Raw genomic sequence first — 12084 nt, 5'->3', positions numbered from 1 at the left:
AGGAAACAACAACTATGAGCAAAATAGGTTATATCCGTGTTTCTACGGAGCATCAGGAAACAGCGAGACAGCAGGAGATCATGTGCAGTTATCAGGTTGACCGCATCTTCTCCGAGAAGCTGTCAGGAGCGAACACCGACCGCCCTCAGCTCAGGGCAATGCTTGACTATGTGCGTGAGGGTGACACCCTCTACATCGAGAGTATCAGCCGTCTGGGACGCTCCACAAAGGACTTGCTGAACATCATCGACACCCTCACAGACAAGGGAGTAACGCTCATCAGCCACAAGGAGAAAATTGACACCGACACTCCTGCGGGCAAATTTATGCTCACCGTGTTCGCTGCACTCTCACAGTTGGAGCGTGAGCAGCTCAAACAGCGACAGCGTGAGGGCATCGAGATCGCTAAGGCTCAGGGCAAGTACACCGGGCGAAAGCCTATCCCCACCGACTGGACGAGGTTCGGTCAGCTCTATGGGGAATGGAGAGCCAAGCACATCACGGGCAGGGACTTTATGCGGAGAATGAATATGTCAGCAAATACTTTCTACCGCCGTGTGCGTGAGTATGAACTCCGTCACGGCATCACCGAGCCGACCTCAGCTTGACCGTCAGGCGAACGGAAATGCCACACATCACTATCCGAGCCTGCGGAGCGGAATTCTAACCGCTGAAAAGAAAAAGCCCTCAGAAACGCTTACAAGAGCATTTCCGAGGGCTTGCGGTTATTCAGTTCCAATAGAGTTTGTGCCTGTTGTGGTGTGCCCCACAATGCCTATTCAGACTTGTGTGGAACGAAAAATATAGTATTTGGCAATAAAACAAGATAACAATAAATTTATAGTTTAGTTAACTACATAGACATTTCCCTTTATGGCGATTTCGTTTATTATGGCACTACGGTTCAAATCTTTTTGGGACAATAAAACAATACCTATAATATTAATATCAGATTGCTTAATAGTATCTTTACCTGTATTAATACCGTTTCTTATGTTTTCAAATTCGTCTTCCAAATAAGCGTGTTTATCATTTATTATATTAACAAACTTATCTAATGGTGAAATGAGCTTTTCGCCAGCATAGAACAACGGGATACCATACACTCCTCTTTCGTCATTTTGAGGATTTTGAATCGTTGGTAGTGTTGAATCAGAATCATTGTAAGTATCGACCCAAAGCCATGTCACTGTTCCGTATTCACTATATTCATCTATTACAGATGATATATCTGATGAATTGATTGCATTCTTGAATGATACATATATTTTGCCTTCGCCAAGGATTGTTGAAACATCATTATCTTCTTCTGGCGTGGGGAGAAAAAAACGTTGATATTGAGAAGAATCATTTTCTTTAATAAGACAATTAGGAAAGTCTGTATTTGCGTTTACTCCGCTTGTGCCTGTCAATAAGCCGATTTTTTCAAATATGAATTTCTGATCAAGACTCACTTTTAATCTGAATGTAAATTTGTTAGTGTATTCTGTTGTGCTAAAAGGATAACTAAGAATAGAGTATTGATATTCATTACTGCTCTTTTGCTTGATGTCAAGCTCATTTCCATTTGGACAGCTTATATAATAATAATCTTGTATATCTTTATTCATTTGAGTCATCATTTTATCTCTGTTGTGATACTTAGATAAAACAAAAGTGCCTGCCGTAACTAATAATGATATAATTATAATTATAATTGTTTTTTTCATTGCTTCAACCTCTACTTCAAGGCTGGACACCGCTTATAAGCTGTTCATTATAAAAAACAATTATTTTATCATTTGGCAATAGCTGTTCTGTTCCCATTGAATAATCATTCGATGTATCCCAATTAGACCAATCTGCTGCATTTAGTCTAAAATGGATTACAAACTGTTTATTAGGTTGAAGTTCAACATCGGTATTAAATTTGATTTTTGCATATGTATTTCCGTAATCGTCATTAACAAATTCACAAACCGAAGTATTACCTAAGTATTGATTATCTACAGCAAGCCAGTCGCAATGGTATTCAAGGTTTTCTTTATTGTCTGCATTAAATACATAATTTATAGTTATATCACTCATTTTTAAAGGCTTGTCAGAGTTGTTAGTTATAACTATATTGGGATTTATAGTATTTGAGTTACTAATACCTGCATTGCAAGATTCTACTGTTATTTCAGGTGATTTCTCATCATCTTGAATTACCCCTGGATTGATAGTTGGCGTAACAGTTGTATCTATTTCACCATCATTATCAAGATCAATGTTAATAAAAAATGAACCATCTGATAAATTTAAGAATAATACAGATCCACTATTCACAGAGATATTGGTATACAAATAGATGTTTCCATCAATATTGCACATAATATCAGTGTTTTGATCAGCAAGTGAATTGATTTTACAATCATAATTATCATCAGCAAATTGAGCCAGTAAAATCGGATTGCCAACTGATGTTAAAGGGTCAAATTTAAAATTATTCCCTTCATGAACCTCTGAATTTGTGTAATAATATGAACAGGTTTCGTTTGAAAAGAATAAATCAAAATAACCTGAAATAGCAAGCTTATTTGAAAGTGTCTTGGTTTCTTCTATGGCATTAGATGTAAGATTGTTATTTGCCATTTTTGTTCTCATGGGCAGCTTCATAAATGATTTTGTATCTTTTATGTTTTTTAATATCTCATCTATGCATTCCTGACTCTGTATTAACCCCATATGATCTTGATCAAAGATTTTTATATCCAAAAGATCGTGATTAAAATTCATTGTTGCACTTTCAATTGGAACTACACTATCGCCAATACCATATTCTGGAACGAATTGCAATCCTCTATCGCCAGGACAATGTTGAATAGTTGAAATGGTATTTCTATTACTTCCTACTAATGCTATTCTTTTCAGATTATTAGTATTGTTTTGGGATATTTTTATGCGGCTATGGTTATATTTTCCATCTATCCAAAGATAATTATTATAATCATCAGAAATCAGCTCATCAAATTCGTCAAATGTAAAATACGTAAAATTGCCGTTATCTATAAAATAATCATACCAATGATCATAAGTTCGTTTATATGAATATATCCACTGCCAGTCATCTGTATAATCTTTATTTGGCAACAAATCATAACAACTGCCTAAATTCACCAAAACACTTGGAAGTTCAAATGAAGTAAATAATGATTCTGCTACCCCGAGTCCTCCTATGATATATGATAAATCACCAGTGCTTAAAACGCAAAGCATCGTTGGCGCACCCCAAAATGGTGTTCCGGCAGTTATTTGTTTAGAAATATTATCAGCACCATATTCCGAAATGTATTTTTCTGTAACAATACCACCCATACTATGTGCAACAAAAACTACCTCATTATAATCACTAATAAGATCATGAAGATTATTAGCCGTTATTTGCGCTCCCATTCTCCAATCATACGGGAAAAATAAGATATCATACTTATCAGAAATATCAGTATCATTATTTAGTGATTCAATTATTCCTTTATAAGTATCATCATATCCATAATTATTAACAGGATATAATTCAATATTACTATTACCGTAGTAATCGCATTTGAGCGACTGGAACGCATTGTGAATTTTTTTAACATCATCAAAGTTACTTGGCTGTTCAATCCAAGATCCCCATACACTTTCATCATTTGATGTTTTTGCAAGATCTATTCCCATTATTCCCGGTACTACTACAACGGCTCTTTTCAATTTAGGAATTGTTATGTTTTTGGTTATTCGCTTTACTTCTGTATCACCGGTCTTGGCAACTTTGTATGATAATTCAAAATCCAATTTTGCATTTATATCAGAATTATGTTTTGAATCTGTTGGAACTATAAATTTCAAAGGAATTGAATAGCTTTTACTTGGCTTTATTACCGAATAATTGTGTGTAAGTGAGGTTCCATACTTTGGTTCAAGGTTATCAGCAGTGATTTTTATCGATACATCTGTCGCATCGCCATCTCCAATATTATCCAAATATACATTTGCATTTATATCATCATAATTAAAATTGGAAATACTAACCTTATTATCAGCGTATACACTTAATGCTAACGGAGGAATTAAATTCTGTTCTAACTCACTCAATCCATAATAGGTAACAAATTCTCGTGTTTCACCACTGGTGAAAGTATCTTTGTTCCATGTGATGGATACTGCACTATCTCCATTAGATCGTCCTGGCTGAGTCACATAATCCCATAGCGTACTTGTTACATTTCCCCAATTAGTAAATTGTACTTTATCAGGTTTTCTGTCTCCCGATTTGTAGAATGTACCTTGTGCTACTACACCGGGATTAGTTGCGGAATCAAAGGCTTGCCATATTTGCGGAATATTAGAACCTGAATATACGGTTTCAGTTGTTACATCAGATCCGTTTACTCTGAATGGCGCAGCATCATTACCACCGAGCATAGTGTCCATCATAATTCTTATGCCCACTTGTTTGGCGTATTCTGTATCATTTTTGACGATATACTTAATCTTAACAACATCATCTCGTCCAGTCGCCGAATTCTCAATAATAGATAGTTCTTGTGTGACATCAACACCATCATAAGAAGCTTTGGAAACACTTTTAGAACCATCAGCATCATAAGTTACATTTGATGATGTAAACTCATTTATGCTTTCACCAACAACAATTGTTGTTTTTGATGTTCCTCCACCCGGATGACCGAAAAGCATCTTTTTATTATCATCAGTTGAACTGTTAGGGTTTCCTCCTATTGTACCAATAGTATAGTGACCATTACTTGCAGTGTTGAACTCAATGTAGTCATTTGCTATTAAAGTATTATTTTTGAGAATACTTTTAAGCATTCTATTTTGGGGAACACTTACAGCAGAACTTGCCAGATTTGATTTCCATTCTTGGTACTCTTCACCATTAGGATCTAACGTTGAGTAATATTGATATTCGTCAACATAATCATCGGCAAAAGCAGGTAAACTCGTAAGCATAGTTGTAGATAACGCAATACAGCTAAGACCTGCCACGATACGTTTCAAAATCTTATTCTTAACCATTTCATACCACCTTTCTGCAACACACAGTTGCCAATTATTTCTTGTTTACATAGTTTCTCAGCTCTTCTGGCTCTACAGGTTGTGCGAACCAATGGAAGCAAGCACTCGGAACTGATGTGGTAGCTACCACCAGCGCAAGAGCCGCCAGTGCCGTAGAAGCCTTCTTTGCTATGCTCATCAGCTTTTTCATTACAAATCCATCCTTTCAAACAGTTCAGATAAGTCAGGCTCTTTCGGTTGATAAAACGTAATACCGCAAACGCTGCCATTTGAGATATACAGCACCAGCCTTACAAGAGCAAGAATTACAATCGCCAAAATACTCCGTTTTTCTCTTTCCTTATCATCGTTTACTGTTATCACCCCGATTCAAAAAGTGACCGAGCAGTGCCATGATTGCTGACAGCAGCATTCCGCTTGATACATAAAGGCTTAGTTTTTGATATTGGAATACAAGCAGTGCAATCGTGACAACGGATAGGGTAACAGCTAAGATGCAGCTTCTTTTCCTTAGCTTGACACTCTTTTCCTCTGACATCGGTTTATTCGGATGCGGAACGGGAGCAATACATAGAATGATTGGTAATGCTATCATTATGAAACTGATGCTGAATATTGGCGTAATATGTCCGCTTACATTGCAAATGCCGTAAGAGAAAACCATCATCACCATGACAAGCGTGAACATACAACTAAGATGACTGTTAGCGTGAAACCCACCTACAAACTGTCTCAACCCCATAAATACGGCTATGAATACAACAACCGCAGGCAGCGTATGGGAAAACAGAGCAATCAGCAGGACGATAATGGTATTCAGCACATCAGAGATCAGCAGCTCCATTCCATATGCGTAGATCACCTCTTTGGATTCTTCCGTTATGTTCTGAACCACAAAAAAGTGTGCTATGCTTTTTGCAAGTTTTGAAATCATTTCTGAATCACTTCCTGCAAAAATCATAACACAAGTTGCAAATTTTTTCAATAGGTTTTGAGAAAAAAGGTCTCAAAGTGTCCCCAAATGTCGTCTTCTTGTCCCGAAATGCAAATAGTTAAATTTGTAAACAATTACGAACCATAATGTTCAGCTTAAAAATTCCGTCATCATAATCGAAACTTACTAACCCACCCAATCTATCAACGGAGGATTTGATACTGTTTATCCCTATGCCGTGAAGCCCTTGTTCTTTCTTTGTTGATGTTAAAACAGATGTATCTACCTTATCTGATGTATTTGTAATGACAATAAATAGCTTCTCTCGTTCTTCCATTAGGCTTATCCAAATATGCTTATGTGATACACCAGCTCTCTGGCAACCTTCTATTGCATTGTCAAGAGCGTTTCCGATGATACGGCACAACTCCAATTCGTCTGCCTTGATATTTGTTATGATATTGACCTTGCAAATAAACTCTATACCGTATGTCTGAGCAAGAGAACCCTTGATGTTCACAATAGAATCGACGGCATTATTACCAGTATAGCAGAGTCTGTTAGCAAGCCTTACAAATGAGCTTAGCTTGACAAGATATTCCTTAGCAGAATCAGTATCATTGTTTTCCAACATATCATTCAGAACTAAAAATTGATTTTCAATATCGTGTTTAAACTCTCGTACTTGCTTGTATGACAGGGTAAGCAGCTTATAGTTTTCCTGTTCCTGTTGCTTTATTGTTTCAAGGTATTTTAACTTTATCTTATCTTCAAAACTTTCAAAGAAATTAAACATAGCAAGGTTTATAAAGATAATTCCTGCAAGAGAAACGCCCAAAGAAACATAACTATAAGTGTTGCTGCCAACAAATCCATCAAGCATTGTTTGTAAAAGAAAAATACTTATGATTGGAATAACTATTATCAATATCCAATATTTTATCGGCAGTTCACGAATTTTTTTGTTTATTATGCGGTGCATCAATCCTATAAGCCATAAATAAATTATATTTGTGCCTACCATTCCGAGATAACGTCCTAAACCAGACTCTAAGAATTCATCTGGTGTTCCCATATTAGCAATGCAAAGTAATCCAATCACAATAGGTTCAGATATAGATATAATCAGTAAAAACAATATGTTCCAAAATATTTTATGACGGATTGAATCATCATAACAAATAAAGGACATGGAGCTAATAAGAATAATGGTTGTAATCAGATACACTAAAATATTATCTGTCAACAAAACTGTCGCTGACAGTATTACAGTAGAAAGAAGATACGACAGATAAAGAACTGCTTTATTAACTTTTGCCTTACTCAACAAGGAAAAGTATAAGAATACCAACATCATTTCAATTGCTACATTGACAATCTCAATGATATTTTCAATCAATACGGGCAACTCGATCATCTCCCTGTTGCATAGTTAAGATAGCGAGCAACTATCTCATCTTTATATGTTTTGCCTATGGGGATTTTTCTGCCGTTGCTTAGAATAATATCGTACTTGGTAATATTCTGTATATGGTCAAGATTTACAAGTATTCCACGGTTTATAATAGCGAAATTGTACTTTAACAACTCGCCACACACAGTTGAAAAATCGCCGCCGTACTCCAATTCACCATTAACTGTGAATAGTGATACCTTTCTTCTATGTCCCTCAAAGTAAAGAATATCTGTCAGCCTGAACTTGAATGACAGATTTTTATTATTGAAAGTGAAAGTTCTAAATCGCTGCTGGCACTCAGCAATGATAGAATTTAGCTGTTTGGTATATACATAGTCTGGCTGATTTTTCAATATATAGCGAAACGCTCCCACATCGTAGCCCTTAACGGCAAATTCGGCATAATTCGTCAGGAAAGAAATAATAACTGAACCATCTATCTGTCTGATTCTTTCAGCGGTCTGCAATCCGGTCAGATCGGGCATTTCAACATCGAGTATGATGACTTCATACATTCCCTTGACATAGAAACTCAATAAGTCTCTCCCGCTTGTAAATTCGTGTATTTCGCAGTCGGGGAGTTTCATTTCTCTTAATCTGTTATGAAGTTGTTTTAAGAATACAGGTTCATCATCAACGATAGCAATATTCATAGCAATCACCTCACAATTGGTCATGCTTTATGTATCAGTTATCATTATACCACATCGGAGAGATTATTTCAAGAGAAAAAATAGCTATGCCTCCATTAATAGTTTCGGAGACATAGCCTCATGTTGCGTTATTTTATATTCATCGAATATGGTCTATTGCCTGATTTAAGAGTGGGTGTACTTATAAGTGCTTCACAGAAGACAGCGAGAGAACGCCGGAATACAAGGTCACTTGGGTCGATAAGCATGGGAATACCCATAACGGTGTCGTGGGCGGCGACCCGAAATGCGACGGTCACAAGCTCCCGTGCCTGTTTGAAGCAGGCTCTTACGAAGCGCATTATATGACCACCGGCTCCAAGGAGCGCATCTTCCCGCATACCTTTGTGTTTGACAGAAGCTATGACGCAGTGGGCGGCGGCAGAGTCGATGTGCTCAGATGTTCCGTCTGCGACTATATAGTTCCTGTGAAGAGCCATGTCCATGATTACGGCTGGAACTGGGACTGCACCGGCTTCGACAGTATCTATGAGTATACCTTCAACATCGGCGGCTCGACCAAGACGGTGGAGGAGCTCATCATTGAATCTGACTATGCCCACCCCGAAAAGTGCAAGGTTCCCGGCTGCGAGGAATTCATCATGGTTCCACATAGTTGGGGCCGCTGGAATGTGGTCGAAAACCCCGATACCACAGGCAGCAATGGCGGCATGGAGGCTGAATGCAGCATTTGCGAGTACACAAAGACAAAAATCGACAAGGATGATGACGAAGGAACCGATCATTGGACAAAGGACACCGCCCTTGTGACGGTGAAAAACGGTCGGGCAACCCGTATGATCGTCAAGCCCGGCGACAAGATCAAGCTTTATCCCGAGGAGAGAACCGGTCAGAAAGCCATCGGCTGGAAGGTGGAGTATCTCCGCGAATACAACGTGTCTGACAGCACTGCACCGGTTCATAAAAATTGGAGTGCCAACGAGGCGAAGTCCCAGTTCAAACTGGTGACCAACGGCTCCGCCCTTGAGTGGGGCTGCACGATCCCAGAGTTCAGCGCCATGGGTGCCCCCGGCGGCGGCAGTTTCTTCTTTGAGCCTGTCTATGCAGGCTGTGACCACAGCGGCGGCACCACGGTGCTCAATGCGAAGGAGCAGATCTGCGACCGTAAGGGCTACACCGGCGACACCGCCTGCGCAGACTGCGGCCATGTCATCAGTGCCGGTTCGGATATCTACCCACCTGCAAACGCCGGTCATACCGGTCCACTGCAGCCGCTGTACTACTACGGCACGGCCAACTCGGCAACCACAGACGCGAGCCATGGTGGAAAACGCTATAACGCCAAATCGGGCGACTGTCGGCACCGCGCCTATGAGGGCGACTACCGCTGCACGGCTTGCGGCGGCACCGTAAAGGGCGAGACCGGCGACTTCAAGCATAGCGGTCCCCTTGAACTGCGGGATGTAAGAACGGCGACCTGTACAGAGAGGGGCTATTCCGGCAGCCAGTACTGCACATCGTGCGACAGGATCGCGCAGAAGGGCGTCTCAACCCCGTCCCTCCACGAAATTGCCGATAACTACAAGCTGATCAATGAGGTTAAGCCAGGATGCACCACCTCAGGCTATAGCGGCGACCAGCAGTGCACAGCCGGCTGCGGACAGATTATCCGCTACGGTCATGTCGTTAATAAGCTCAGCCACGACTGGGACGGCGGCAAACCTGCAAAACAGGGCAAGAGCGAAGGAATTCTCTACACCTGCCAGCGCGCCGACTGCGGCGAGACAAGGTTCGTCAGAAGCTCCGCTGCGACCGAGTTCACGGTCACGGTCATCAAGGGCACGGCCTCCGTTGCCGCAGGAACACTCATCACGGACAAGATCGCGCAGAACACCGTTGTGACCGTTACGGCGGACGCACCGGAGGCAGGCAAGGTCTTTGACAAGTGGGTCGTGCTGGAAGGCAATGTCACTCTGGCAGACGCCACCAAGGCGACTACCACCTTCACCATGCCCGGCAATGATGTGAAGCTCGAGGCCACCTATAAGGATGCGCCTCCAAGCCATACCCACAGCTACGGCACCGAGTGGAAGTATGACGACACCGATCACTGGCATGAGTGCGAGTGCGGCGATAAGGCCAATATTGCGGCTCACAGCGCCAGCGAGTGGATCGTTGACACAGCAGCTACCGAAACCGCCGACGGCACTAAGCATAAGGAATGCACCGTCTGCAAGAAGGTTCTTGAAACCGCACCGATCCCCGCAACAGGCAGCAATCATACCCACAGCTACAGTACAGAGTGGAAGTATGACGGCACCAACCACTGGCATGAGTGCGAGTGCGGCGACAAGGCCGACACGGCAGCACACAGCTTCCAGTGGATGATCGACAAGGCCGCTACCAAGGAGGCCACCGGCATCAAGCACGAGGAATGCACCGTTTGCAGCGCCAAGCGCAGCGAGAATACGGTCATCGACAAGCTTCCCGACGGCGGCAACACAAGCAATACAGGCAGCAGTGGTAATAACACCAATAAGCCAGGAAATGACGACTCCACCAAGTGTCCTCAGACCGGTGACAGCAGCAACCACATCGGTTGGCTGGCTGCTCTGTGCGGCGTTCTGACTCTGCTGGGCGTAAGCGGCAAAAAGAGAAAGGAATCCGAGGTTAAATAAGCCGACGCTTCCGAAATCAAAATAGCCTAAACACAATAGGCGGTGACGGATCATTCCGCCACCGCCTATTTTCCTGAAAGCGAGCTTGCCAGCAAGTCCCTTTCCGAAAGGCGGCAAGCGACACCCACATTCTGACCATGTATCCCCAGCCGAACGGGGACGGCAATCTCCGGCGCTCTTTCTTTATGCCTTCGACAAAAATCAGAGCAAAGCTCAAAAATCTTTTAGAAAATTAAAAAACTTGGTTGTAGCCCCCTCAACTTTTCAACATGGAAAGTGAGGGGGCTTTCTCTATAGCCTCCGCCCGTTCTTTGAAAACCGAATAGTACAGCGCATCCTTTTGTAGGGCGTAATTTTTTTGTGTCTAAAAGCAAATCTACTCACTGTCAAAAGCTTGAACTCACTACAAATAAAAAAACGGTAACACCAGCAGGAAGTTATTTTCCTGCCAATGTTACCTCATTTACAAGTATCACAAGATTTAAAGGGGAAATGATAAAGACTTTGTAATGCTTATCGTAATTCTTGTAGCTTTACGCTTAATTCTTGTAAATGTTTTTTGGCTCTTTAGTTTGATAGCCACCATACATTGATGCACATCCGCAGGCAGCTATACCCATTCTCTTAGTTGCTCTGGCAATAAGGCTGGCAAGCAATTTCTTAAATGATCTCATTCTTATCACACCTCTTTTCTTTGATCTTCGCTGATATTATTAAAACTGCAATTAATAGATTTGTTAACAGGATCATAGATCCAACCATCTGATATCTATTGATAATCGCCCCGCCAAACAGATCAAGCAACAGAAAAACTATCATTCCCATCGCTTTGAACTTTGGCTTTTTATCTTTTTCTATAGGCTTATTTTTGTTCTCCACAGGGCAGAATACAAAAGCTATTATCTCTTCAAACACCACAAAGGCAGCTATCACCCATATATTTATATATCCGCATACCTTGTCATTAAGAAAAGCTGTAGCAATAAATGTTGAACACATCAGCAGATTGCATCTGAAATATGTATCTGCATGATACCCTCCGGTAATAACCCTGACAGCAATAAACACTGCCAAATATATTACGCTTTCCAGCAAATGCCCTGTCAATGCTCCCATAAGCAATACAAGCACAATGTTTAACATTGATGAAATAGTTATTTCTATGCCATACCGATAAAAATCCTGTACCTCATCTGCTTTGCCGATAGCTTCCTGCTCGGTCAAAAAATTAAGTATACCCGATACAACAAGATCCATAAACTACCGCCTCGCTTTTGTCTTACCCTAATTTGAATTTTACTAGAATAACAGCAATATGTC

11 protein-coding genes are annotated in these 12084 nt (G+C 40.9%); 2 read left to right on the top strand and 9 right to left on the bottom strand.

What is annotated here, in order from left to right; genetic code table 11:
• The first annotated feature begins 14 nt into the window (after positions 1–14).
• A complete protein-coding gene (locus RBI_RS00780; RefSeq protein WP_015558960.1) occupies positions 15–608 on the top strand; it encodes a recombinase family protein in 594 nt (197 codons plus the stop codon).
• A 237-nt stretch (positions 609–845) separates the two neighbouring features.
• On the opposite strand, the gene RBI_RS00775 is transcribed toward RBI_RS00780, so the two are convergent.
• From RBI_RS00775 to RBI_RS00755, 7 genes are all read right to left on the bottom strand, one after another.
• Positions 846–1709, bottom strand: a complete 864-nt coding sequence (locus RBI_RS00775) for a hypothetical protein (protein WP_022127262.1) — start codon at positions 1707–1709, stop codon at positions 846–848.
• A gap of 16 nt (positions 1710–1725) precedes the next feature.
• Positions 1726–5043, bottom strand: a complete 3318-nt coding sequence (locus tag RBI_RS00770) for a lecithin--cholesterol acyltransferase (RefSeq protein ID WP_022127261.1) — start codon at positions 5041–5043, stop codon at positions 1726–1728.
• A gap of 34 nt (positions 5044–5077) precedes the next feature.
• The gene (locus RBI_RS14380) at positions 5078–5233 is read right to left on the bottom strand and encodes an AgrD family cyclic lactone autoinducer peptide (protein ID WP_022127260.1); all 156 of its coding nucleotides are present in this window, start codon (positions 5231–5233) and stop codon (positions 5078–5080) included.
• The gene (locus RBI_RS15480) at positions 5233–5406 is read right to left on the bottom strand and encodes a cyclic lactone autoinducer peptide (RefSeq protein ID WP_353681360.1); all 174 of its coding nucleotides are present in this window, start codon (positions 5404–5406) and stop codon (positions 5233–5235) included. The genes RBI_RS14380 and RBI_RS15480 overlap by 1 nt, the downstream gene beginning before the upstream one ends.
• A complete protein-coding gene (locus RBI_RS00765) occupies positions 5387–5977 on the bottom strand; it encodes an accessory gene regulator ArgB-like protein (RefSeq protein WP_022127259.1) in 591 nt (196 codons plus the stop codon). The genes RBI_RS15480 and RBI_RS00765 overlap by 20 nt, the downstream gene beginning before the upstream one ends.
• Positions 5978–6095: 118 nt before the next feature.
• Complete coding sequence (locus RBI_RS00760; RefSeq protein ID WP_157864625.1) at positions 6096–7385, bottom strand: sensor histidine kinase; 1290 nt, start codon at positions 7383–7385, stop codon at positions 6096–6098.
• Between the two features lie 5 nt (positions 7386–7390).
• Positions 7391–8086 (bottom strand): LytR/AlgR family response regulator transcription factor, encoded by a 696-nt coding sequence (locus tag RBI_RS00755; RefSeq protein ID WP_015558963.1) that lies wholly within the window; start codon positions 8084–8086, stop codon positions 7391–7393.
• A gap of 344 nt (positions 8087–8430) precedes the next feature.
• Between RBI_RS00755 and RBI_RS15060 the strand changes: the two genes are divergently transcribed.
• Entirely contained in the window at positions 8431–10764 is a 2334-nt protein-coding gene (locus tag RBI_RS15060) for an InlB B-repeat-containing protein (RefSeq protein WP_178086257.1), read from the top strand.
• Between the two features lie 539 nt (positions 10765–11303).
• On the opposite strand, the gene RBI_RS15325 is transcribed toward RBI_RS15060, so the two are convergent.
• Positions 11304–11438, bottom strand: coding sequence for a hypothetical protein (locus tag RBI_RS15325; protein WP_256320430.1), 135 nt, complete (start codon positions 11436–11438; stop codon positions 11304–11306).
• Positions 11425–11988, bottom strand: coding sequence for an accessory gene regulator B family protein (locus RBI_RS00745; protein ID WP_158455021.1), 564 nt, complete (start codon positions 11986–11988; stop codon positions 11425–11427). The genes RBI_RS15325 and RBI_RS00745 overlap by 14 nt, the downstream gene beginning before the upstream one ends.
• Positions 11989–12084 lie beyond the last annotated feature (96 nt).

It is taken from the genome of Ruminococcus bicirculans (ex Wegman et al. 2014) (assembly GCF_000723465.1).
Classification (GTDB): domain Bacteria; phylum Bacillota; class Clostridia; order Oscillospirales; family Ruminococcaceae; genus Hominimerdicola; species Hominimerdicola aceti.
The sequence above is the reverse complement of the archived record's forward strand: the minus strand, read 5'-3'. Positions and strand labels throughout refer to the sequence as shown.

Bases quoted from the DNA above. Each gene is read 5' to 3' on its own strand.
- RBI_RS00770 (WP_022127261.1), bottom strand. From the start codon at position 5,043: ATGGTTAAGAATAAGATTTTGAAACGTATCGTGGCAGGTCTTAGCTGT.
- RBI_RS00780 (WP_015558960.1), top strand. From the start codon at position 15: ATGAGCAAAATAGGTTATATCCGTGTTTCTACGGAGCATCAGGAAACA.
- RBI_RS15325 (WP_256320430.1), bottom strand. From the start codon at position 11,438: ATGAGATCATTTAAGAAATTGCTTGCCAGCCTTATTGCCAGAGCAACT.
- RBI_RS15060 (WP_178086257.1), top strand. From the start codon at position 8,431: ATGACCACCGGCTCCAAGGAGCGCATCTTCCCGCATACCTTTGTGTTT.
- RBI_RS14380 (WP_022127260.1), bottom strand. From the start codon at position 5,233: ATGAAAAAGCTGATGAGCATAGCAAAGAAGGCTTCTACGGCACTGGCG.
- RBI_RS00765 (WP_022127259.1), bottom strand. From the start codon at position 5,977: ATGATTTCAAAACTTGCAAAAAGCATAGCACACTTTTTTGTGGTTCAG.
- RBI_RS00755 (WP_015558963.1), bottom strand. From the start codon at position 8,086: ATGAATATTGCTATCGTTGATGATGAACCTGTATTCTTAAAACAACTT.
- RBI_RS00775 (WP_022127262.1), bottom strand. From the start codon at position 1,709: ATGAAAAAAACAATTATAATTATAATTATATCATTATTAGTTACGGCA.